This is a genomic window from Anaerobacillus sp. 63XJN7_4_ISO-PGPR-S23-413, assembly GCF_056173725.1.
This window is the reverse complement of the sequence record NZ_CM149688.1, coordinates 3,502,540-3,525,968: the sequence shown is the minus strand read 5'-3', so window position 1 is coordinate 3,525,968 and position 23,429 is coordinate 3,502,540. Positions and strand designations below refer to the sequence as shown.

At 41.6% G+C, this 23,429-nt stretch carries 27 protein-coding genes and 1 tRNA gene; 23 read left to right on the top strand and 5 right to left on the bottom strand.

Features of this window, described 5'->3' with window-relative positions; all coding sequences use genetic code 11:
- Window positions 1–3: 3 nt before the first annotated feature.
- Genes AC0VYO_RS18530 through AC0VYO_RS18520 form a run of 3 tightly spaced genes read left to right on the top strand, consistent with a single transcriptional unit; the run spans window position 4 to window position 2,091 of the window.
- Window positions 4–954 carry a nucleoside recognition domain-containing protein gene (locus AC0VYO_RS18530; protein WP_475367519.1) on the top strand — a complete coding sequence of 317 codons (951 nt, stop codon included), beginning with the start codon at window positions 4–6 and terminating at the stop codon, window positions 952–954.
- A complete protein-coding gene (ppaX, locus tag AC0VYO_RS18525; RefSeq protein ID WP_475365852.1) occupies window positions 944–1,588 on the top strand; it encodes a pyrophosphatase PpaX in 645 nt (214 codons plus the stop codon). Before AC0VYO_RS18530 ends, ppaX begins: the two co-directional genes overlap by 11 nt.
- Complete coding sequence (locus AC0VYO_RS18520; RefSeq protein WP_475365851.1) at window positions 1,585–2,091, top strand: acyltransferase; 507 nt, start codon at window positions 1,585–1,587, stop codon at window positions 2,089–2,091. The genes ppaX and AC0VYO_RS18520 overlap by 4 nt, the downstream gene beginning before the upstream one ends.
- 36 nt (window positions 2,092–2,127) lie before the next feature.
- Here the strand turns inward: AC0VYO_RS18520 and map are convergent, their stop codons facing one another.
- Entirely contained in the window at window positions 2,128–2,883 is a 756-nt protein-coding gene (gene map, locus AC0VYO_RS18515; protein WP_475365850.1) for a type I methionyl aminopeptidase, read from the bottom strand.
- Between the two features lie 212 nt (window positions 2,884–3,095).
- Complete coding sequence (cax, locus tag AC0VYO_RS18510; RefSeq protein WP_475365849.1) at window positions 3,096–4,169, bottom strand: calcium/proton exchanger; 1,074 nt, start codon at window positions 4,167–4,169, stop codon at window positions 3,096–3,098.
- A gap of 305 nt (window positions 4,170–4,474) precedes the next feature.
- On the opposite strand from cax, the gene AC0VYO_RS18505 reads away from it, so the two are divergent.
- From AC0VYO_RS18505 to AC0VYO_RS18430, 16 genes are all read left to right on the top strand, one after another.
- Window positions 4,475–5,656 (top strand): ATP phosphoribosyltransferase regulatory subunit, encoded by a 1,182-nt coding sequence (locus tag AC0VYO_RS18505; RefSeq protein ID WP_475365848.1) that lies wholly within the window; start codon window positions 4,475–4,477, stop codon window positions 5,654–5,656.
- A complete protein-coding gene (hisG, locus tag AC0VYO_RS18500; RefSeq protein WP_427391271.1) occupies window positions 5,656–6,297 on the top strand; it encodes an ATP phosphoribosyltransferase in 642 nt (213 codons plus the stop codon). Before AC0VYO_RS18505 ends, hisG begins: the two co-directional genes overlap by 1 nt.
- Window positions 6,284–7,555 (top strand): histidinol dehydrogenase, encoded by a 1,272-nt coding sequence (gene hisD / locus AC0VYO_RS18495; protein ID WP_475365847.1) that lies wholly within the window; start codon window positions 6,284–6,286, stop codon window positions 7,553–7,555. The genes hisG and hisD overlap by 14 nt, the downstream gene beginning before the upstream one ends.
- Entirely contained in the window at window positions 7,555–8,148 is a 594-nt protein-coding gene (gene hisB / locus AC0VYO_RS18490) for an imidazoleglycerol-phosphate dehydratase HisB (protein ID WP_408962561.1), read from the top strand. The genes hisD and hisB overlap by 1 nt, the downstream gene beginning before the upstream one ends.
- The gene (gene hisH, locus AC0VYO_RS18485) at window positions 8,149–8,784 is read left to right on the top strand and encodes an imidazole glycerol phosphate synthase subunit HisH (protein WP_404683306.1); all 636 of its coding nucleotides are present in this window, start codon (window positions 8,149–8,151) and stop codon (window positions 8,782–8,784) included.
- A gap of 1 nt (window position 8,785) precedes the next feature.
- A complete protein-coding gene (hisA, locus tag AC0VYO_RS18480) occupies window positions 8,786–9,505 on the top strand; it encodes a 1-(5-phosphoribosyl)-5-[(5-phosphoribosylamino)methylideneamino]imidazole-4-carboxamide isomerase (RefSeq protein WP_475365846.1) in 720 nt (239 codons plus the stop codon).
- A gap of 2 nt (window positions 9,506–9,507) precedes the next feature.
- The gene (gene hisF / locus AC0VYO_RS18475) at window positions 9,508–10,266 is read left to right on the top strand and encodes an imidazole glycerol phosphate synthase subunit HisF (protein WP_475365845.1); all 759 of its coding nucleotides are present in this window, start codon (window positions 9,508–9,510) and stop codon (window positions 10,264–10,266) included.
- On the top strand, window positions 10,263–10,892 hold the full coding sequence (hisIE, locus tag AC0VYO_RS18470) for a bifunctional phosphoribosyl-AMP cyclohydrolase/phosphoribosyl-ATP diphosphatase HisIE (protein WP_194218778.1): 630 nt from the start codon (window positions 10,263–10,265) through the stop codon (window positions 10,890–10,892). The genes hisF and hisIE overlap by 4 nt, the downstream gene beginning before the upstream one ends.
- Before the next feature lie 67 nt (window positions 10,893–10,959).
- Entirely contained in the window at window positions 10,960–11,097 is a 138-nt protein-coding gene (locus tag AC0VYO_RS18465; protein WP_165994973.1) for a hypothetical protein, read from the top strand.
- Window positions 11,098–11,288: 191 nt separating this feature from the next.
- Window positions 11,289–12,869 (top strand): tetratricopeptide repeat protein, encoded by a 1,581-nt coding sequence (locus AC0VYO_RS18460; RefSeq protein ID WP_475367968.1) that lies wholly within the window; start codon window positions 11,289–11,291, stop codon window positions 12,867–12,869.
- Between the two features lie 121 nt (window positions 12,870–12,990).
- On the top strand, window positions 12,991–13,950 hold the full coding sequence (gene trxB, locus AC0VYO_RS18455) for a thioredoxin-disulfide reductase (RefSeq protein ID WP_276511794.1): 960 nt from the start codon (window positions 12,991–12,993) through the stop codon (window positions 13,948–13,950).
- Window positions 13,951–14,319: 369 nt separating this feature from the next.
- Window positions 14,320–14,793 (top strand): 8-oxo-dGTP diphosphatase, encoded by a 474-nt coding sequence (locus AC0VYO_RS18450; protein WP_408962562.1) that lies wholly within the window; start codon window positions 14,320–14,322, stop codon window positions 14,791–14,793.
- Between the two features lie 45 nt (window positions 14,794–14,838).
- Window positions 14,839–15,729 (top strand): RNase adapter RapZ, encoded by an 891-nt coding sequence (rapZ, locus tag AC0VYO_RS18445; RefSeq protein ID WP_194218782.1) that lies wholly within the window; start codon window positions 14,839–14,841, stop codon window positions 15,727–15,729.
- 1 nt (window position 15,730) lies between these two features.
- Window positions 15,731–16,699, top strand: a complete 969-nt coding sequence (locus AC0VYO_RS18440) for a gluconeogenesis factor YvcK family protein (RefSeq protein WP_226615241.1) — start codon at window positions 15,731–15,733, stop codon at window positions 16,697–16,699.
- A 40-nt stretch (window positions 16,700–16,739) separates the two neighbouring features.
- Window positions 16,740–17,681, top strand: a complete 942-nt coding sequence (gene whiA, locus AC0VYO_RS18435; RefSeq protein ID WP_194218784.1) for a DNA-binding protein WhiA — start codon at window positions 16,740–16,742, stop codon at window positions 17,679–17,681.
- A 322-nt stretch (window positions 17,682–18,003) separates the two neighbouring features.
- Complete coding sequence (locus tag AC0VYO_RS18430) at window positions 18,004–18,258, top strand: HPr family phosphocarrier protein (RefSeq protein WP_430244900.1); 255 nt, start codon at window positions 18,004–18,006, stop codon at window positions 18,256–18,258.
- Window positions 18,259–18,464: 206 nt separating this feature from the next.
- Here AC0VYO_RS18430 and clpP read toward each other — a convergent pair whose 3' ends face one another.
- Window positions 18,465–19,049 (bottom strand): ATP-dependent Clp endopeptidase proteolytic subunit ClpP, encoded by a 585-nt coding sequence (clpP, locus tag AC0VYO_RS18425; protein WP_098445023.1) that lies wholly within the window; start codon window positions 19,047–19,049, stop codon window positions 18,465–18,467.
- 164 nt (window positions 19,050–19,213) lie between these two features.
- Window positions 19,214–19,600, bottom strand: coding sequence for a YhjD family protein (locus AC0VYO_RS18420; RefSeq protein ID WP_475365843.1), 387 nt, complete (start codon window positions 19,598–19,600; stop codon window positions 19,214–19,216).
- 302 nt (window positions 19,601–19,902) lie between these two features.
- Between AC0VYO_RS18420 and AC0VYO_RS18415 the strand changes: the two genes are divergently transcribed.
- A tRNA-Arg gene (locus AC0VYO_RS18415) sits at window positions 19,903–19,981 on the top strand.
- A gap of 164 nt (window positions 19,982–20,145) precedes the next feature.
- Here AC0VYO_RS18415 and AC0VYO_RS18410 read toward each other — a convergent pair.
- Window positions 20,146–20,424, bottom strand: a complete 279-nt coding sequence (locus AC0VYO_RS18410) for a hypothetical protein (protein WP_475367967.1) — start codon at window positions 20,422–20,424, stop codon at window positions 20,146–20,148.
- Window positions 20,425–20,616: 192 nt separating this feature from the next.
- Here AC0VYO_RS18410 and rpoN point away from each other — a divergent pair, with 192 nt between their 5' ends.
- The 3 genes from rpoN (at window position 20,617) to AC0VYO_RS18395 (ending at window position 23,411) form a co-directional block, all read left to right on the top strand.
- Complete coding sequence (rpoN, locus tag AC0VYO_RS18405) at window positions 20,617–21,912, top strand: RNA polymerase factor sigma-54 (protein ID WP_475367966.1); 1,296 nt, start codon at window positions 20,617–20,619, stop codon at window positions 21,910–21,912.
- Window positions 21,913–21,993: 81 nt separating this feature from the next.
- Entirely contained in the window at window positions 21,994–22,230 is a 237-nt protein-coding gene (locus tag AC0VYO_RS18400) for a glutaredoxin family protein (RefSeq protein WP_430244894.1), read from the top strand.
- A gap of 149 nt (window positions 22,231–22,379) precedes the next feature.
- Entirely contained in the window at window positions 22,380–23,411 is a 1,032-nt protein-coding gene (locus AC0VYO_RS18395; RefSeq protein ID WP_430244892.1) for a sugar-binding transcriptional regulator, read from the top strand.
- The last annotated feature ends 18 nt before the right edge of the window (window positions 23,412–23,429 follow it).

Here is a 23,429-nt window from a genome sequence, read left to right as displayed (position 1 = left end):
GTCATTGTGGGCATTTTGCGACGGGGCTTAAAAGCAGGGCTCATGACAACGTGGGACCTTGGGAAAATTATTTTTCCAATCACCTTAGTAATGACCCTCCTTCGTTATACACCTGTTCTCGAATGGATCGTTACGTTAATCGCTCCTGTCATGAAATGGATTGGCTTGTCTGGAGACGCAGCTATTCCTCTTGTGATAGGGAATTTCTTGAATCTTTATGCGGGGATCGGAGCCATTCTTACACTCGATTTAACGGTCAAAGAGGTGTTTATTTTGGCTGTTATGCTTTCCTTCTCACACAATTTGCTAATTGAGTCAGGCGTAGCTGCAAGAGTAGGTGTAAAGTTATGGGTTATTCTTGCCGTTAGACTGGGGCTTGCTGTCCTCTCTGCTTTTATAATCAATATTGTCTGGCAAGGAGGAAGCGAAGAGGCAGCGTATGGTTTTGTTTCTCAAACGAATGAAATGGTTACCGGTTGGGGCTCTATTATTCTTCAAGGATTAGAAAAAGCATCGTTAGGTGTTCTTCAGCTCGCTCTGATCGTGATTCCACTTATGATTTTCATACAGGTTATGAAAGATTTATCCTGGCTTTCGACGTTTTCACGCTGGATGGCTCCAGTGACGAAGGGGTTAGGTATGAAAGAAAATACATCGACAACGCTTGCTGCAGGTCTTGTTTTTGGGCTGGCTTATGGAGCAGGAGTAATGATTCAAGCTGTAAAAGAAGATGGCGTGGAGAAGAAAGACCTTTACTTAGCGTTTATTTTTCTTGTGGCGTGTCATGCTGTCATTGAGGATACCCTTATTTTCATTCCTCTTGGAATTCCTGTTATCTGGCTTCTTCTCGTAAGACTTGTAACAGCCATTCTTTTAACGATTATCGTCTCAGTAATATGGAAGCGACGTGAATTGAACGCTTCAGAAAGAAAGGAACCATCGTATGAGCATTAACACAATTTTATTTGATTTAGACGGAACACTAATTAATACGAATGATTTAATTATGGCTTCATTTAGACATACGTTTGAACACTTTTATCCAGGTCGTTATGAGGATGAAGATTTGAAGCAGTTTATTGGAGAGCCACTTTATCTGACATTTGCTAAGCATTATGAAAGTCGAGCGGAAGAAATGGTCGCTTTTTATCGTGAACATAATATCGCAAATCACGATAAGCTTGTAACGGAATTCGATGGTGTTTTTGAAACGGTTAAGACGCTATCTGAAAACGGATATAAGCTTGCGATTGTGACGTCGAAAATGAGAAACACAGTTGAAATGGGGTTAAAGCTAACTGAGCTTGATCAGTTCTTCCCAGTTGTCATCACAGTTGATGAAGTTGAGAATCCTAAACCGCATCCAGAACAGCTTGAAACAGCAATGAAGAAGCTTCGTTCAGTTCGAGAAGAAACGATTATGGTTGGAGATAGCCAATACGATATTCTTGCTGGACAAAATGCAGGTGTTACGACTGTAGGTGTTTCGTGGACGATTAAAGGGAGCGACTTCCTGGCGTCGTTTAAGCCAGATTACCTTGTTGACCATATGGAAGAACTTCTTGCGATTGCTGGAGTCGAAAAGTGAGAAACACGGAGCGGTACCCCGTTACTGGTAGCAACGCTCTCTGGCAAATTTATAAAACAGTTCCCTTTTGGAAGGTAGTTAAGAATTTTATTATTATTCAGCTTGCTCGGTACACCCCTTTTATTCCGATTAAAAATTGGTTATATAAGACATTTCTTGGAGTGAAAATCGGCGACCAAACCGCATTTGCCCTAATGGTGATGCTCGACATAATGTTTCCGGAGAAAATTTCAGTCGGTAAGAATTCGATTGTTGGTTACAATACGACCATTCTTGCTCATGAATATTTAATTGATGAGTATCGACTTGGAGATGTTGTGATTGGCGATCGCGTAATGATCGGAGCGAATAGTACTTTGCTTCCTGGCATTACGATTGGTGACGGAGCGATTGTTTCAGCTGGAACGCTTGTTCATAAAAGTGTGCCAGCAGGGGCTTTTGTTGGTGGGAATCCGATGCAGGTGATTTATACGAAAGAAGAACGAGCAAAGCATGATATATAAAAATCCCGTAGCAATATGCTACGGGATTTTTATTAGTTATTCGTCACCTTGATCAGTTAAAATTACTGGACCGTCTTTTGTAATCGCAAGCGTATGCTCATACTGAGCTGATGTAGAACCATCTACTGTGCGAGCTGTCCAGCCGTCTTCGTCAATTGTGCTATATGGTTTACCGATGTTGAGCATCGGTTCAATTGTAATTACCATACCTTCTTTCAATCGTGCTCCTGTACCAGGTTGACCAAAGTGTGGAATCATTGGTTCTTCGTGAAGCGTTGGTCCAATGCCGTGTCCTGTGAAGTCACGGACAACGCCAAAGCCTTCTGCTTCTGCGTATTTTTGAATTGCATGGCCAATATCGCCAATACGATTGCCAATGACTGCCTGCTCGATGCCAAGGTAGAGGGACTTTTTCGTAGCTTCAAGCAAATGCTGTTTTTCCTCTGCAATTTCTCCAACTGCATACGTCCATGCAGAATCAGCGAGTGCGCCATTCAAATTGACAACCATATCAATTGTAACGATGTCGCCTTCTTTTAATTTTTTTGAACCTGGGAATCCGTGGCAAATGACATCATTAACTGAAGCACACGTTGCGTAAGGATAGTCCTGGTATCCCTTTTGCTCAGGTGTCGCGCCGCGTTCTTCTAGAAAGAGTTCAACGAAGTCATCGATTTGTTTAGTTGTTACACCAGGCTTGATAATGCTTCGTAATTCTTTGTGACAATCGGCAAGTACTTCGCCTGCTTCTTTCATTAATTGAATCTCTCGATTTGTTTTACGGTGAATCATATTTTCGCCTACTTTCTGCGTATTCATTTGTTCTATTAGGTGTTTCTTCCACCTGTTATTGGCTATTATCGTTTATTTTCTAACACGTTATGCGGAAGAACTTCCCTCAGTTACTGTAACAAAAAAACCCGCAAATTGCAGGTTTATTGTTTAGCTTATATTAATGAACCAAAAATAAAGATATTAACAATATAAGCCAACATAGCTATTGATTAAAGTAAATAAAATCCTATCCCCATGATTAAGTAAGCAGCAAGTAATGTTGCTCCTTCAAACCAATTTGTTTCTCCATCATTACTAATCACAATCATAAGTAAGACAGCTGTTACCATAGTGACAAGCTCTGGTAATGTAAAGACGAGTGGCATTTGTACTGGGAAGAAAAGAGAGATTAGGACGAGTAGCGGTGCAACAAACATCGCAACTTGAAGCGTTGATCCTACTGCAATTTCCACAGCAACATCCATTTTGTTTTTGTAGGCCATAATAATAGCTGAAGCATGTTCAGCGGCATTTCCTACAATCGCTACAATAATCACCCCGATGAATAACTCGCTCCATCCAAACGTTTCTCCAACTGTTTCAAACGTATGAACAAGGCTTTCTGACACGTATGCAACGGCGGCTGTGGAGAGTGCTAGAACGAGCATTGCTTTTTTTCTGCTCCATTCAGGCTCTTCATGTGCATGATCGCCACCTTCTTGGTCTGAGACGTGCTGATATACGCCGCGGTGAGTGACGAGCTTGAAGAAGAGAGCGGCAAGGTAAAGAATGATGAGGATAATGGAAATGCCTGTACTCAATGAAATGGCTTCAGCGTCACTCATGCCCATTGAAAAAACTTCAGGAATAACAAACGCTACGATGACACCAAACATAAGTAATCCTGAGTTGTGCCTTGCATCATATACATTGAATTTTTGCCTTTTGAATTTTAAGCCCCCAACGAAAAAGGATAATCCAGCAACAAGGAGTAGATTCCCCAGTACTGATCCTGTTAGCGAAGCGAGCACAATTTCAATTAAACCTTCTCTTAATGCAAAGATAGAAATGATCAGTTCAACAGCATTGCCAAATGTGGCGTTTAACAATCCGCCAATTCTAGGGCCAGAGATAACAGCAAGGCTTTCCGTCGCTCTTCCCATAAAAGCAGCAAGAGAAATGATTGTTAAGCAATAGACAATAAACATTAGTGTTTGCGACCAGTGAAGAAGACTTCCGGCAACGGACAATGGTACTCCAATAATAACTAGGAAGAAGAAGATTTTATTGACCACATGACACATCCTCTCTTTTCATCATCTACTCTTTTCCTCATTATAGATTTCCTTAATTGGAAAAGAAAGTTTCTTTCAAAGCTATTACCCTAATTTATCAATAAGTGATCCTGATGAAGACGGGATGAGTCATAAATCGACATCATTCCTTAAGATTACCTAAAAAATAAAGGGGATTCATATTGAAGTACAGAAAAGAAGTAAAGGGAATAATGCCCCTTATCGGTTGACGAAAAAAATAAAGGCGTGTAAACTACAAATAACTTCATCTTGTTAGTATGTTAGCGAACTAAAGAAAATGTGAGGTGCACAAAATGACAAGACCATTCGTATTTGAGAAGCCGCTCGGTATGCGCGATACGCTACCGGTACTATATGACTTGAAAACAAGTATTCGTGAAAAAATTCAGCGTGTAACAGAGGGATGGGGCTATCGTTTTATGAACACCCCTACGCTAGAGTACTATGAAACGGTCGGAGAAGCTTCTGCTATCCTTGATCAGCAGCTTTTCAAACTACTTGACCAGCGTGGCAATACGCTTGTCTTAAGACCTGATATGACCGCCCCAATTGCTCGTGTCGCTGCGTCTAGTCTAAAGAATGAGCCTTTTCCACTGCGCCTTGCTTATGATTCTAATGTGTTTCGAGCGCAGGAAGACGAAGGTGGAAAACCGGCAGAATTTGAACAAATAGGTGTTGAGTTAATCGGTGATCGCACGACGAGCGCCGATGCAGAAGTGATCGCATTAATGGCAGCCGTTTTAAAAGAAGCCGGTCTTGAAGATTTCCAAATCGCGATTGGCCATGTTGGATTTATTCAGGAGCTGTTTCTTTCGATCGTTGGTAACGAAGACAGAGCTGCCGTTCTACGCCGCTATTTATATGAAAAAAACTATGTAGGGTATCGCCAGCATGTAAGAGAAATGCCGCTCTCTACAATTGATCAAAAAAGACTTATGGCTCTTTTAACGCTCAGAGGAGATGGTTCAAAACTAGAAGAAGCCATTGACTTGCTACCGACTGACGCTGGTGAAAGAGTTCTTGATGAGCTTCGTACACTTCTACATACGCTTGAAGCATATGGGGTAGCTAAGCAGGTGAAATTTGATTTCACTCTTGTAAGTCATATGAGTTATTACACGGGAGTGGTGTTTGAGGGATATGCCAATAACCTTGGTGTACCGTTAAGCAATGGAGGACGCTACGATGAACTGCTGTCGCGTTTTGATCGTCCGGCACAGGCAACAGGGTTCGGTATTCGTTTAGATCATCTTGCTGAAGCACTTGGTGTAACGAGTGAGGAAAAGCTCCCATATGCGATTATTTTTAGTCCTGAACGAAGAGAAGAAGCGATTCAACAGGCGTCAGAACGAAGGGCTACTGGTGAAAAAGTTGTGGTGCAGGAGTTAAGTGGTGTCACAAACCTTGATGCTTACTCGGAACGTTTTGATGACGTCACGTATTTAATCGGTAAGAACGGAAAGGGGATGTTGTAATGCTGACGATGGCAATGCCAAAAGGGCGTATTTTTGAAGAGGCGGTAGAATTGCTTCGAAACGCGGGTTATCAACTTCCCCCTGAGTTTGATGATTCAAGAAAATTAATTCTCGATATAGAAGAAGAAAATCTTCGTTTCATTCTAGCAAAACCAATGGATGTTCCGACATACGTGGAGCACGGTGTAGCGGATGTTGGAATTGCTGGGAAAGATGTCATGCTAGAAGAAGAGCGCAATGTATACGAAGTACTAGATTTAAAAATTAGTGGCTGCTATTTAGCTGTTGCAGGTCTTTCTGATGGACCAATTAAAGGCGTTGCACCAAAGATTGCTACAAAGTATCCGAACGTAGCTTCTAACTATTTTCGTCAGCAGGGTGAACAGGTTGAGATTATTAAGTTAAACGGATCGATTGAGCTTGCTCCGCTAATCGGCCTTGCTGATCGTATCGTCGATATTGTTTCAACAGGAAGAACGTTAACGGAAAACGGTTTAATGGAAACGGCGTTTATTGAGCCAATCACATCTCGCTTTATTGTGAATCCAGTTAGCTATCGAACGAAGGATGCAATCATTGACGATATGGTCGAGCGTCTTTCAGCGGTTGTGGAAGGAGAGAGCGCAGATGAAAATCGTTAATAGGAGCGAAGGGGTATCTATCAAACGATCGATTGAGCAGGGAACAGAAGAGCAGCGTCAGGCTGTTCTTTCTATTCTTTCGCAAGTTAAAGCAACTGGCGATGAAGCCGTTAAGGAAAATACAAAGAAGTTTGATGGAGCAGATTTGAAAGAACTTCGCGTGTCAAATGAAGAAATCGAACGGGCATATCTCGATTTATCTGATGAACTCATTACGACGATTAGAAAGGCGGCTGGCAATATTCAATCATTTCACGAACGCCAGCGTCGTCAATCATGGTTTACAACTTCTGAAGACGGTACAATGCTTGGACAAAAAGTAACACCGCTTGATTCTGTCGGTGTTTATGTTCCGGGTGGCAAAGCTGCATATCCTTCTTCCGTATTAATGAATGTTATTCCTGCTGTCGCTGCAGGTGTGAAGCGAATTGCGATGGTAACGCCACCTGACTCAGACGGAAATGTTCCTTCAGGTGTACTTGTTGCAGCGAATGAAGTGGGTGTATCGGAAATCTTTAAAGTAGGTGGAGCGCAGGCTGTTGGCGCGCTTGCTTACGGGACGGAATCGATCGCACCCGTAGATAAAATCGTCGGTCCAGGAAATATTTTTGTGGCCCTTGCGAAACGAGAAGTATTTGGGATTGTTGATATTGATATGATCGCTGGTCCAAGTGAAATCGTTGTTCTAGCCGATGAAAAGGCTAATCCAGCTTATGTGGCAGCAGACTTATTATCGCAGGCCGAACACGATGAGCGAGCTAGCGCTGTTCTAGTGACAACTTCAGAGACACTAGCTGAACGTGTTCAAGAAGAGGTGAAGCAACAGCTTGTCGAGCTTCCACGAGCTGAAATTGCATCTAAGTCAATTGATGATTACGGAATGATTTATGTCGTGAATCTTCTTGCCGAAGCGGTCGATGCCGTCAATGAACTCGCTCCTGAGCACCTTGAAATTATGGTAGAGGAACCAATGACGCTTCTTGGGAAAATTCGTCACGCAGGAGCTATTTTCCTTGGTCCATATAGCTCAGAGCCTGTTGGTGATTATTTTGCCGGCCCGAACCACGTACTACCTACGAACGGAACAGCTCGTTTTTCAAGTCCGCTATCAGTAGACGATTTCATTAAAAAATCAAGCGTTATTTCTTATAGTAAAGAAGCAATGAGAACAAACGGTAGCAGCATCGCAGCGCTCGCAAAGCTTGAAGGTCTGGATGCACACGCAAGAGCCGTTGAACTTCGATTGGAGGATTTATAATGGGTGAAGAGAGAAAAAGTTCGATTTCAAGAGAAACATCTGAAACATCGATTAACCTTTCGTTTGGGGTAGATGGAAGCGGGAAAACAGATTTACAAACCGGCGTTCCTTTTCTTACTCATATGCTGGATCTGTTCACGAAGCACGGAAAGTTTGATTTAGCCATTGCTGCGAACGGAGATACCGAAGTAGATGATCACCACACAACGGAAGACATTGGTATTTGTCTAGGGGAAGCGTTGAAACAAGCACTTGGTACGAAAGAAGGCATTAAGCGGTATGGAAATGCGTTTGTGCCGATGGATGACGCGCTTGCGCAGGTAGTAGTTGATCTAAGCAACCGTCCTCATCTTGAATACCGTGTTGAATTGCCATCGAATCGCGTAGGGACATTTGATACCGAATTGGTTCATGAGTTTTTATGGAAGCTTGCTATTGAAGCAAGAATGAACTTACACGTAATTGTTCACTATGGCCACAATACGCACCACATCATTGAAGCCATTTTTAAAGCGCTAGGACGTGCGTTAGACGAAGCAACACTTATTGATCCTCGTGTAAAAGGCGTGCCATCAACGAAAGGAATGCTGTAAATGATCGGAATTATTGATTATGGAATGGGGAATTTATACAGCGTTAGTAAGGCACTAGAACGTCTCGGTTATGATTATTTCGTTTCCGAAGATGAACAGGAGCTTTCAAAAGCAACGGGGCTCCTTCTTCCTGGAGTCGGCTCCTTTCGAGACGCAATGGCGATTTTGACTGAAACAGGATTAAAGGCTTTTATTGAAAAAGAAGTGGAGGCAGGAAAGCCACTTCTTGGGATTTGTCTTGGCATGCAGCTTCTATTTGAAGAAAGCGATGAGAATGGGTATGCGGAAGGCTTTTCTTTTTTGCCAGGAAAAGTAAAGAAGTTCCCCGGACAAGATTCTTTAGGTAACGCTTATAAAGTTCCACATATGGGGTGGAACAAGCTAGTGATCGAGCAGCCAGAATCGTTTTTAATGAATGATGTCGGTGAGGAACACGTGTATTTTGTTCACTCCTATTATGTTGATACGAACGATCGGGATGTTCTTATTGCCACGGCAGATTACGCTGAGGAAGTTCCAGCAGTTGTTGGTAAGGGGAAGGTGTTTGGCACCCAGTTTCACCCGGAGAAAAGTAGCCATGCTGGCCTTGAGATCTTAAAGAATTATGCTCAATACATAGAAGGGAATGACGCATAAGATGCCAATTACGATCTATCCTGCTATTGATATGAGAGGCGGCAAATGTGTACGCCTTTTGCAAGGTGACTATAACAAAGAAACGGTTTACGGCGATTCACCATTTGATATGGCAAAGCAATTTGCAGATGATGGGGCCGAGTGGATTCACATGGTTGATCTTGACGGTGCGAGAGAAGGAAAGCGCGTGAATGATCGTCACGTTCTTGAAGTCGCAAATGGGTTATCGGCGCGAGTCCAGGTTGGCGGCGGGATTCGAACTGAAGAAGATGTCGCTTATTATCTTGAGAACGGTGTTGATCGTATTATTCTCGGTAGTAGCGCCATTTCAGATCCTGACTTCGTGAAAAGAATGCTTGAGCGTTATAAAGAAAAAATCGCGATTGGTATCGATGCAAGAGATGGGTATGTCGCTGTCGAAGGATGGTTGAAAACCTCTGAAGTCAAAGCGGTGGATCTTGGCAAAGAACTCGCTGAACACGGAGCGGAAGTTTTCATTTTCACTGATATTTCAAAGGACGGCACGCTGTCTGGGCCAAACGTTGAGGCAATTGCTAAACTTGGTGAGGCTACAGGGAAAGAAGTGATCGCTTCAGGTGGGATAAGTAATCTTGACGATGTAATTAGTCTTCAGCAAAGAAGTGATTCGATTAGCGGTGCGATCATCGGGAAAGCTCTTTATACAAATCAATTTACATTAAAACAGGCGTTGGAGGTCTAGACATGCTAACAAAGCGAATTATTCCATGTCTTGATGTAAAAGACGGCCGCGTTGTGAAAGGTATCCAATTTGTTGGTCTGAGAGACGCAGGTGATCCAGTTGAATTAGCAAGAGTGTATGATGAAGAAGGCGCTGATGAACTCGTTTTTCTAGATATATCAGCTTCTCATGAAGGAAGAGAAACGATGGTTGATGTGGTAAGACAAGTTGCAGCAGAGCTTGCCATTCCTTTCACCGTTGGTGGAGGCATTAATAAGCTTGAGGATATGAAGCGTGTACTTCGTGCCGGAGCGGATAAAGTATCCATGAATACTGCAGCAGTTCTTCGTCCGGAATTGATCCGTGAAGGCGCCGATTATTTTGGAACGCAGTGCATGGTTGTGGCGATTGACGCGAAGTGGGAAGATGAGACGAAATCATGGCGTGTGTATACGCACGGTGGTCGGACTGCGACGGATTGGGATGCAGTTGAGTGGGCAATCAAAGCACAGGAAATGGGAGCAGGAGAAATATTACTAACTAGTATGAATGCGGATGGCAGTAAAGATGGTTTTGATGTTCCTTTAACGAAAGCAGTTGGTGATGCCGTCTCAATTCCAGTGATTGCATCAGGAGGAGCAGGGTCATCAGAAGATTTTCTTGAAGTCTTCCATGATGCTTCAGCAGATGCTGCTCTTGCGGCGTCCATCTTCCATTATAAAGAAACCTCTCTATCACATGTGAAAGATTACTTAAAACAAAACGGGGTGGCGATTCGATGAATACCGAAATGATCCAATTTGATGAAAAAGGTCTAGTGCCAGCGATTGTACAGGATGCAGCAAGTAAAGAAGTTCTCACACTTGCTTATATGAACAAAGAGTCCCTTACGAAAACGATTGAAACAAAAGAAACGTGGTTTTACAGTCGCTCTCGTGAAGAACTCTGGCATAAAGGAGAGACTTCAGGTAATACGCAACAGGTATTGGATCTACGTTATGACTGCGATCAAGACGCCGTCCTTGTACTTGTGAACCCTGCGGGACCTGCCTGTCATAAAGGAACCTATTCTTGCTTCAATGATTCCTTACTTTCAGAAGAAGTAAAGCCGGACGCTGATCGCTTCGCCATACTCAATACGCTTGAAGAAGTGATTGCGAAAAGAGAAGCAGAGCGTCCTGAAGGGGCGTATACTACGTATCTCTTTAAGGAAGGTGTCGATAAAATACTGAAGAAGGTAGGAGAAGAGGCTTCTGAAGTTATTATTGCAGCGAAAAACCGCGACCACGAAGAACTTACGTGGGAATCAGCGGATCTCATTTTCCACTGGATGGTTCTGTTAAGAGAGCAGGAATGTTCGCTTGATGACGTCCTTCAAGTACTTGAGGAACGACACGCTTCGAAGTAATGAAACTTTATTCTCTTTTGATCGTAGATAAGAGTAAATTCAATTACGAGAAATGGAGAGAGGTCGTATGTTTGTAGGGTTTATGTTTGTGGGACTTGCTATTGGGCTTTTTCTCGGACAGCCAGGACCTGGTGTACTGCTTGGAATGGGAATTGGTTTTATTGCGCAAGAAATTTCAAAGCGCAAAAAAGATATGTGGAAATAAAAGCGAGCCGCGGAGCTCGTTTTTATTTTGGGCAATTGGGACAGAAAGAAACAATTTAGTTAGCTTGAGTGTGCCGCTAGCCAGGTTTTACTACTTATTTTCTTTTATGACTTCACCCTGATGTATGTTATACTTTTGAACGGATATGACTGGTAATAGAATTATTCGAAGCGAAATTATTGGGGGGAAACATGAGGAAAGAACTTCATGCTTCTTCGGAAATGAAAGGCCGACTGATTCCGTTCGTTCAGGACGGAGATTATTTTTATAAAAAGGCTATGAGAGCCTATCAGCAACGGAATTTGGATAAAGCAAAACAGCATCTTGAACGTGCGGTTAAACTTGTCCCCGAAGAAGTCGATTATATATGTCAACTTGCAGCGGTCCTGTCGGAATTAGGCGAATATGAAGCATCAAATGAATGGCTCAAATTTGTACTTGACGATCTTGATCCTGAATACTATGATTGCTACTTTTTTCTTGCGAACAATTACGCACATATGGGTCTGTTTAAACAAACGGAAGAGAATGCGCGAACTTACCTTGAACACGAACCTGACGGAGAATTTATTGAAGACGCAGAAGAGCTCGTAGATCTTATTTTATTCGAGCAGTCGGAAGATTTACCTCAGGAGATTGGTGAAGAAGAGCAGCTGATTCAAGAACATGAAGCTGCACGTAAAGCCATTGAATCCGGCCAATTTCTTGATGCCATAGATTTACTGGAGCGGATGACGGAGGTTTACTCTGAATTCTGGCCTGCCTATAACAATCTTGCGCTAGCTTATTTTTATAGCGAGCAATATGAGGAAGCTATTCAAGTACTAGATGATGTTCTGACGAAAAATGAAGGAAACTTGAATGCGGTTTGTAATCTCACGCTTTTCTATGATTTCCTTGGGCAACATGTCAAACGTGATGTCATGCTTGAACGGTTGAAGAATGTTTATCCGATTCATCCTGATCATTCATATAAGCTAGGGAGTACATTTGGATTCCTAGGTCAACATGAGCTAGCATATCACTGGCTACGTAAAGCAGAAGTAACACGACACACATGGGATGCACCATTCTATCATTGGCTGGCTGTCTCTGCTTTTCACCTCGATCGTCCTGATCTTGCGAGACGTAATTGGAAAAAAATGCAGCAAGTGGAATCATCTAATGAAATGGCGAGCCGCTATCTTGCTGAACTAGAGCAAGGGAAGCTTGATAAAAATCAGCTAAGCTATCGATCCCAGATGTCGGTCGCAGAGGAGCATGAAGCGAAACACGATTATTATTCGAGAATGACGCATCTTATGCTGCTCTATACAAGACGTGATCCTGAAGGCGCATCAATTCTGCAATCGTATTGCAGACGTAAAGATGAGCCCCTTATTGTAAAAGAACTGTCAGCTTATATTGCGCTTACGCTTTCTGATGAACCAGTTCAAATTGTAAATGAAAAAGATGAATATATGGTTTACACACAGACAGACTTCCCTGATCATGTTCTTTCAGGTATGCGTGTGATTGCTGAGCTCGAGCAGGCAGACATCAGTGACTCAGATTTGCATGAGCTAATTGCGATGATCTGGTTACCTTGTTATGTTAAGCTTTCAGAAAGTGGCAAAGCATTTCAGAATCAGAAAGCCACTGCTGCAGCCATGCTCTACATGTGGCATAAAGTTAACCAAACGGATGTGACTCAAATCGACGTAGCAAATGCGTTCGGTGTATCTGGGTCAACAGTTTATGCCTATCGTAAAAAGTTAACTCGATTACTTTAGAACACTAGGTATGATGAGCATCCTATTAGACTTTTTTCTACTAATCGGATATGATTCTAAATAAGAAACATTACTTTTTAATAATGAATATAATTAAATTACTATTAGAAACGTGAAGGAAGTGAAACAGATGAGTGAAAAAATTTATGATGTCATTATTGTCGGTGCCGGTCCTGCAGGTATGACTGCAGCTGTATACACTTCTCGTGCTAATCTCGATGTTCTTATGATTGAACGCGGGATTCCGGGCGGACAAATGGCAAATACAGAAGATGTAGAAAACTATCCAGGATTTGATAGTATTCTTGGTCCAGATCTATCTACAAAAATGTTTGAGCACGCGAAGAAATTTGGCGCTCAATATCAATATGGTGATGTAAAAGAAATTCGAGATAATGGTGATTACAAAACAGTTGTCTCCGGAAATCAAGAATTCCACGCGAAAGCCATTATTGTAACAAGCGGAGCTGAATACAAGAAAATTGGTGTACCTGGTGAAGCTGAGTACAGTGGTCGTGGCGTATCTTATTGCGCAGTTTGTGACGGGGCTTTCTTTAAAAACAAAGAACTCGTTGTTGTAGGTGGAGGAGACTCTGCTGTTGAGGAAGGTGTGTATCTTACTCGATTTGCATCTAAAGTAACGATTGTACACAGACGTGATCAGCTAAGAGCACAGAAGATTCTTCAGCAACGTGCGTTTGATAATGAAAAAATCGACTTTATCTGGAATCATACAATCAAAGAAATTCTAGGTGAAAATGGGAAAGTGAGCAAAACGCTTCTTGTGAACACTGTAACGGGCGAAGAGCGTGAATTCAGTGCAGATGGCGTCTTTATCTACATCGGTATGCTTCCATTAAATCAGGCCGTTAGCGGACTTGAGATTACAAATGAAGAAGGTTATATCGTAACAGATGAAAACATGGCGACGAAGGTTCCAGGCATCTATGCAGCTGGTGACATTCGAGACAAAATGCTTCGTCAAATCGTAACAGCTACTGGTGATGGAAGTATTGCTGCACAATCTGTTCAGCACTACATTGAATCACTAGAAGACGCTGGAAAAGAAGCGTTAGTTTAATACCAAAACGAAGCCGGGAATTTCATGATTCCCGGCTTTACATTTACCCATAAACCTTATTTCGACAGCTTTCGAGCGGTATCGGGTGGTGCCTGTCACCGCGTCATTCGCTTTTAATTTTGCTGTAACAGCGGTGAAATACAAATGGGGTATACTATAAATAGATTTAACCCCCCCTTTAAATAGATTCATTCATTGGCACGGGCATATGCTCCGTGCTCTTTTTTTTGTGGAGTTGAGACGGTTCGTAACAGCTTCTCCAAACCGATCTCATTGTTCATGATAAGCAATCATAGTATACTATGTATAGAAAATCTAGAAGTCTGAGCACATAAGGCTTTCATATAAAAATCGGATAATTGAATTGAGGTGACAATTGTGCAACGTGTAACAAACTGTATTTTAAATGACGAAGCAAATGATCGAGTACTTTTACTACAAAAGCCAAGACGCGGATGGTGGGTTGCACCAGGTGGAAAAATGGAATCGGAAGAATCAATCCGTGACTCAGTGATCCGAGAGTTTCGAGAAGAGACTGGTGTCTATTTAAAGAACCCAAAACTAAAAGGCATTTTCACATTCATTATTAAAGAAAATGAAGTAACAAAATCAGAATGGATGATGTTTACGTTTCTTGCAACGGAGTACGATGGCGAGCCAGTTGAGAAATCAGATGAAGGAAAAGTCTCCTGGGTAAATACAAATGATGTTAGTGAGCTTCCAATGGCCCCAGGTGATTATCATATACTTGATTATATGATGAAGGGTCACGGCATTATTTACGGTACATTTACTTATACACCTGACTTTAAACTTCTTTCATATCGATTAGATCCGTCTTAAATAGAAGTGTCACAATAAGAGAAATTGAGAAACGGAGTGGGGAAAATGACCGATTCGATTGATAAACGCATTCATATGGTCATTATTACAGGAATGAGTGGTGCTGGTAAGACAGTGGCAATGCAGTGTTTTGAAGATATCGGCTATTTCTGTATTGATAATCTGCCACCCGCGCTCTTACCGAAGTTCGTTGAAATGGTTGACGGTTCGGAAGGGAAATTAAATAAAGTAGCACTCGTGATGGATTTGCGTGGTGGGGATTTCTTTGACCATCTCGTGGAAGCTGTTGATCACCTCGATTCACATGAGCGTCTTGATGCGGAGATTCTTTTCCTTGATTCAAAGGACTCAACACTTGTCAGGCGCTATAAAGAAACAAGACGTTCTCATCCGCTTGCACCAGAAGGTTTGCCGCTAGAAGGCATTAAGAAAGAAAGAGAAATGCTTGAAGAGCTAAAAGGGCGCTCTCAGCAAATTATTGATACGAGCGACATTAAGCCAGTTCAGCTAAGAGAAAAAATCATGGACCGATTCTCGAACAATGAGAAAGAGAACTTTGGTGTCAATGTGATGTCGTTTGGATTTAAATACGGTATTCCAATCGATGCCGATCTAGTCTTTGACATTCGTTTTCTACCAAACCCACACTATGTGGAGCATTTGCGTCCAAAAACAGGTGTGGAAGAAGAAGTCGCGAACTATGTATTTAAGTGGAAAGAAACACAAACATTTCTAGCTAAATTAATTGATATGCTTGCGTATATGCTTCCTCAATATAAACGAGAAGGGAAGAGCCAGCTCGTCATTGGGATTGGATGTACGGGTGGAAAGCATCGATCTGTTGCATTTGCAGAACACATTGGTCACCATTTCGAAACAGAGTATCGCACGAATATTACGCACAGGGATATCGAAAAAGGGAAGGGTCATAAATAATATGGATGACACTAATCTGCCAAAGGCTGTTGTCATTGGTGGAGGAACAGGCCTATCGGTACTTCTTCGTGGACTTAAAAAGTTTCCTGTCGACATTACTGCGATTGTCACTGTAGCTGACGACGGAGGAAGTTCAGGTCGATTACGTGATGAGTTTGATATACCTCCTCCAGGTGATGTACGAAATGTTATTACAGCGTTATCGGAGGTTGAACCTCTGTTAGAAGGACTTATGCAACATCGGTTTAAAAATGGGAATGGACTATCAGGTCATTCCCTTGGCAACCTAATGTTAGCCGCCATGACGGACATTACTGGTGATTTTGTAACAGGAGTTAGAGAAATGTGCCGCGTTCTTAACGTACGTGGTGAAGTTCTTCCTGCATCAAATCGAAGTATTGTTTTACATGCTGAAATGCGTGATGGTACTTTTGTTCAAGGTGAATCACAAATTCCAAAGGTAAATAAAGCAATTAAGAGGGTATTTCTTTCACCACCAGGCATCAAAGCGCTCCCCGAATCTCTACAAGCTATTCGTGAAGCTGATTTGATTGTTCTTGGGCCAGGTAGTCTATATACAAGTATTCTACCGAATTTACTTGTTCCGGGCATTGCTGAGGAAATTCAGCAGTCTAAGGCAAGGAAAGTGTATGTTTGTAACGTTATGACTCAGCTAGGTGAAACGGAAAACTATACGGCGAGTGACCACGTGCAGGCACTCATTGATCACATCGGCTATAAACTTATGGATACGATTATTGTAAATGAGGAAATGATTCCATCTTTCTATGCAAAACGTTATGCACAAGAACGAGCAGAGGTTGTGCAATATGACGAAAATCGTCTAAAGAGCTTTGGTTTTCATGTAATCAGTGATAAAATTATTCAATACGATGAGAAATATGTACGCCATGATGCGAAGGAAATATCATCGATTCTTTTATCCTTATTAGACGATAAAAGATCATGATGGGTCAGTGGGGCCCCTGCATGAAAAAGGGGGGATGGCAATGTCATTTGCTGCTGATACAAAGAAAGAATTGACGCAGTTAGAAAGTAAACCTTGCTGTGCAAGATCAGAACTAGCAGCACTTATTCGAATGAATGGATCGATCTCGTTTGGTAACAGACAGCTGATTCTAAACATTCCGACTGAACATGCTGCCATTGCAAGAAGAATTTATACGCTCATTAAGCGGATATACAACTTCGATGTTGAACTACTTGTCCGTAAAAAAATGAGGCTGAAGAAAAACAATGTATACATTGTCCGTGTCTCAGCCAAAGCAAGAGATCTCCTTGAAGATCTCGGTATAATGGATAACGCCTTTACGTTCACTAGAGTAATCTCAAAGGATTTTACCAAGAAGTCTTGTTGCAAACGTTCTTATCTAAGAGGAGCATTTCTTGCGGGGGGATCAATCAATCATCCTGAAACCTCTTATCATCTTGAGATCTTCTCAATGTACGAAGAGCATACGGAATCGCTTTGTAACTTAATGAATGAATTTGGATTAAATGCGAAAATGCTTGAGCGAAAGAAAGGGTATATCGTTTATATCAAAGAAGGCGAGAAGATTACGGAGTTCTTAAGTGTTGTCGGTGCCCATCAGGCGCTGCTCTATTTTGAGGATGTACGCATTATGAAAGACATGCGGAATTCTGTTAATCGAATCGTGAATTGCGAAACGGCTAATTTGAATAAAACGGTAGGCGCGGCTTTTCGACAGGTTGAGAATATTCGCTTCATCCAAAAGGAAGTTGGTTTAGAAATTCTTCCTGATAAGTTAAGAGAGATCGCTGAACTTCGCGTGAAGCATCAAGATGTTACACTGAAAGAACTCGGTGAGATGGTTACTGGAGGAGCTATTAGTAAATCAGGAATCAATCATAGATTACGAAAGATTGACCAGATTGCTGATAAGCTTCGTGATGGTAAACCGATCTCCTAAGCCTTTCGGACAAGTTAGAAAAAAGCTTCCACCTATAATGGTGGAAGGTTGTTTTCTAGCAGTACAATAGATAGCATGAATCTTCAAAGAAAAACCCTATTTTTCTTAATGAAAGCATTGGAAATAGCGTTTTTCTAAATTTTTCACCTTTCGAGATAGCGCTTACTTTTTTAGGTAATTTAACACTTTAGTAAATTTAAAATCGAGAGGCCACAAAATGAGCTATCATAGCTTTAGTTTGAAAGTGGCGAGTGCAAGGGAAACTGGTATAGCGCTTCTGGTGTTCTGATCGACTGTTTTAAATAAGGGGAGGAATGAACAAGTGATTCAAAAAGAAGTTGTGGTTACTTTGGATACAGGATTACAGGCACGTCCAGCAGCTCTGTTTGTACAGGAAGCAAACCGATTTAACTCGGATATCTTCCTTGAGAAGGACGGTAAAAAAGTTAATGCCAAAAGCATCATGGGCATCATGAGCCTTGCTGTTGGTACTGGTTCTTCTGTTATTTTAACTGTTGATGGTAATGATGAAGAAGATGCGATGTCTTCATTAATTGATTTTATTCAAAAAGATTAGCAAAACCTGGCTGTGTGCCAGGTTTTTGTTTTGCATTAAATTGTTAACGTTGCGAAACATTCTTAAGAGAATAGAGTTATAGAGAGTGGGATCATCCATTGTGGTTCATTGGCTGCTCAAATAGCAGATGGTTCAAAAACAACGCCTATTCTAAGAAAGAAAAAGCCTTTCCCAACAATGTAGGGAAAGGCTTTTTAGGGTCTATCTTATGCTTTCTTTTCCATTACTTCATCAATCAAGCCGTATTCTTTCGCTTCAGTCGCTTCCATGAAACGGTCACGATCTGTGTCGCGATCGATTGTTTCAAGTGGTTGACCTGTGCGCTCAGAAAGAATTTTGTTTAGCTTCTCGCGCATTTGGATGATGCGTTTTGCGTGAATTTCAATGTCAGAAGCCTGACCTTGAGTACCACCGAGCGGTTGGTGAATCATTACTTCACTGTTTGGTAGAGCATAGCGCTTACCAGGTTCACCAGCAGCAAGTAGGAAGGCACCCATTGAAGCAGCCATACCGATGCAGATTGTTGATACTTTTGGCTTAATGAATTGCATAGTATCGTAAATCGCCATACCTGCAGTGATTGAACCACCAGGGCTGTTGATATAAAGTGAGATGTCTTTATCTGGGTCTTCAGCAGCAAGGAAAAGAAGTTGTGCAACGACTGCGTTTGATACGTTGTCGTCAATTGCTGTTCCTAGCATAATAATACGGTCCTTAAGAAGACGAGAATAAATGTCGTACGCTCTCTCACCGCGGTTTGTTTGTTCAATTACCGTTGGAATTAAAACCATTTTAAATTCCTCCCTTATATTTGTGGAATATGTAGTTGCTGTATGTTCATCATACCTAAAAGGTCAATATAGGTCAAATGAAGTGCTGTCCTATTTTTTAATCGATGAAAAGGGTTTGATTTTTCTTTAACCACATACACCCATTTTCCCCGCATCCCTTTATTTTAAACAGAGCGAATGTTCCTTTTTTTTAATCGATCGTCTGCTAAAAAGTAGGCTAAAATTCGTCTTTCTACCTGATTACGTATTTGAATGGAAGAATAGCGGTATGTTTGATTGTAACCTCGACAATATACTTTGCAAATCACAACATCTTCTTTCGTATCTTCTATATAGACGCGGATTCCTCTATCATGAAGCATTGCTTTTGCCCATTTTAAGTCAGAGGAGGCTAACGTTATAGCGGCATGAATTAGTTCCAGATAAGGGCGCGGAAGTTTCATTTTCGAATGGTTCACCCATTTCGTGTCAATTTCCAGCACTCTTTTCAGGTAAGGAAGTAAGAGGTAGTTTCTTAATGCCTTCGTTTCTTCTTTACTTAATTGGAACATGATCATCTCCACCTAACAGAACATATGTTTGGTATAACTTTACTATGAGACAGGTGAGACGTCAAGAACTGAAGCGATACCTTTTCTATGATATGAATGAAATGTTTGGATAATAGCTTTGGCCAATATTGTTAATACCTCACCGTTCACCAGAGTAAAAAAGCAACAGCGTTCATTAACATGGTATAGATAAAATGCTCTTATACACTATTGATTACTCATTGATCGTCACTTGGAAGCTATGAAATTCACCTTGCAAAAAAAGGGGGCATATCGTATAATAATCCTTGCGCTAATGAAGCGCGCCCGTAGCTCAGTCGGATAGAGCGGTGGTTTCCGGTACCGCGTCAGTCGGGGGTTCGAATCCCTCCGGGCGCACCAATTACATAATTCCAATCCCTTTCGCTAGTGTGAAGGGGATTTTTTTATGATAAATGTCATCTTTGTTCGCTTAGATCCAGGGAATGAATAATATCCTTCATTTTGAACAGAAAAAAAGAAGAGTAGAACTCGTCCACTCTTCTTGCGATCAGTCTTACCTTCTATCAGGGCTTATCTTTGTCATCGTCATGTCCTTTGCTGATTGCTCCACTCATCGTGTGTTTGAAGCCTGAGTGCATTCCAGTAGCGCATAGTCCAAGCCATAATCCTATAAAGAAGGCTTTTTTGAAGTCTTCCGGTTCAACATAAATGTGGCTCATTACAATTCCGATTCCAATGGAAAGAATCGGTAAGAACCTTACCGGAAAACCAAACACCTTAAAAAGGTGTACAACTCCAATGATGACTGGAAGCAAAGCAATTCCATATACAGCTAAATCCATGGCATTTGCCTCCTTTTTCTCTCTCTATAAGACAGTTTATGTAGAAATTTGACTAAGGGACGGGCTATTTCATCATTTTCTTTAAAAATGGTGTCAAAATCCCCTTTTAAAAAACAGAAAATTCTGGTCATTTTCATTTTTTTCATACCATAAAATGAAGCGATATAGTATGATGAAGGTGGAGGGATTGCGATGGAATTAGGATTGATACAAAAGCAGACAACGAAATTAGTCATGACAACCCAGTTGCATCAAGCGATTTCTATACTCCAATATTCTACGGTCGAATTACTGGAGTACGTGAAAGAACAGGCTCTTGAAAATCCATTAATTGAATTACACTCCCCTTCATGGGATGGTGGCGTTCGTTCTTCAAAACGCTCTTATGATACGGGGCTTAAAAAAGATCCACTCGAATACGCTGAAACAAGAAAAAGTTTGCATGATGAGTTACACGATCAGGCGAGGTGTCTACACTTTCCACGTAAAAGGGAAGCCGTTGTGCATTATTTAATTGATAATATTGATGAAAGTGGTTACTTAAGAATAAATGAGACGGAGGTAATGAATTACTTTGATGTCGAGCACTTTGAGATCACTGAAGCCATTAGAGAGATTCAATTACTTGACCCACCAGGTATAGGGGCGCGCTCTCTTTCCGAATGTCTCTTTTTACAGTTAAATGAGTCGGGAGAAATTTTCGAGCTTGCTCGAGATCTTGTTTCCTATCATTTGAAAGCGCTAGCAGAAAAGAAATATCGTGAACTCTCGAGAGAATTTCATGTTCCGGTGGAGCATATACAGCGGGCTGCGGATATAGTAGCTGATCTCGATCCTCGTCCAGGATCAAAGTGGGGTATTGATAAACCATCCTACATTGTTCCAGATGTCATGATAGAAGAGAAAAATGGTAGATTCTCTATTGCATTACTTGATGACGATTTACCAGCAATGAAAGTGAGCAACGCCTACCGTTCTTTTAAAAATAACGAAGCGGAAGAGTATCTAAAGGATAAATATCAGCAAGTCAGCTGGTTATTAAAAAGTATTGAGCAAAGAAAGCAAACGCTTCGAGCAATAATGGGCGTTTTTATTGTTCACCAACAAAATTTTTTGAGAAATGGGATTAGTGAGCTTTCTCCAATAACCTTGAGGGAAGTAGCGATGGAAGCAGATGTCCACGAGTCCACGGTAAGTCGAGCGATTAAAAGCAAATACGTTCAAACGCCACATGGTCTTTTCGCCTTAAAGGACTTATTTACTTCCAAACTGTCTAGTGAGTCTGGAGAAGCTGCTTCTTCCTCTAGTGTAAAGCTATTCATTAAGGAACTTGTGGAGAACGAGAATAAGATGAAACCATTATCAGATCAAAAGATTGTAGAAGCTCTTCATATCCAGAAAGGGATTGAAGTATCGAGGCGTACGATTGCAAAGTATCGAGATGAGTTAAAGATCTTAAGCTCATCGAAACGAAAACGATTTTCGTAGCGGCTACACTAGTCGCTTTTTTTTTTGCGTTCGAAAGGCTGTCTGAGTAAACTAGTAAAGTAATGAAGGGAGGTTTAACGTGTGGAAAAATCGGTTATTTTATATTCGAAAGAGACATGCCCACTTTGTGATGAAGCATATGAACTACTTCTTGAGCTTCAGGAAGAGGAAATGTTCTCTCTTCAGATAGTTGATATTTATAAGGATGAGGCACTGTTAGAAAAGTTTATGCTGATGATCCCCGTCGTTGAAATCGATGAGGAAGTAGTGGATTATGGTCGAATTTCAAAAAAATCGATAAGAAAACGCTTACTTTAAAAATTTCAGTATAACATAGTTGCCCATACTTTTGGCAACTGCTACAATGAAAATTGTAAGAAGTTCTTTTTGATCCAGGTGGGACTAAAAATGTCTAAGCGGGACATAATACGTCTCGAGGAAAAGAAGAACAGCAGGGGAGACGAATTATGCGCTCATTATTGTCACTTCAACAAAAATTATTGCCGGACATGTTAGATGTTATGAATAAGCGCTATCGGGTATTAAGACAGTTGAGGCTAATGCAGCCAATTGGCCGTAGAAGTCTTGCGAACAGTCTGGGTATAACCGAACGAGTTCTCAGAAGCGAAGTCACTTTCTTTAAAGATCAGGGGCTCCTACATATGTCTGTACAAGGTATGCAACTGACGGAGGAAGGCGAACAGCTACTTCTTGAGCTTGAACCGGTTATGGATGAAGTTTCCGGGCTCGATAATCTCGAGAAACGCTTGAAAGATAAACTTGGCATTCCGGAAGTATTTATTGTCCCTGGTGATAGTGATGTGACCCCCTGGGTAAAGAAAGAAATGGGCAGAGCCGCTGTGGGACGCTTGAAAAAGTTTCAGCTAAAAGATAGAGTGATTGCTGTAACAGGCGGTACCACGCTCGCAGGTGTGGCTGATATGATGATTCCTTCCTCAGATATGGAAGGAACACTGTTTGTTCCGGCTCGAGGGGGCCTAGGAGAACAGGTTGAAAATCAGGCCAACACAATTTGTGCGAAAATGGCAAGAAAAGCCCATACTGACTACCGTTTGCTTCATGTTCCAGATCAATTGAGCGAAGAAGCATACCAATCCCTTATTGAAGAGCCTGGCGTGAAAGATATCCTTGAGATTATCAAGTCTGCCGGTATTGTGGTTCATGGGATTGGGGAAGCTAGAACGATGGCGCAAAGGCGTAAATCTACGCTTGATGTTATTAATAAGATTGAGCGTGAGGATGCTGTCGCTGAAGCGTTCGGGTATTACTTCAATCAGTCTGGTGAAGTCGTTCATAAAGTGAAAACAATCGGACTGCAGCTCGAAGATTTAGAGCGAAGTGAACTAGTCATTGCGGTAGCCGGCGGCCGTTCGAAAGCAAAAGCCATCGAAGCCTATCTTAAGACGGGGATTCAAAGTATCCTTGTGACTGATGAAGGCGCCGCTAAAGCGTTATTAGAGGGAGATTCCCTTTATTAAATAAACCACACCTCGGGA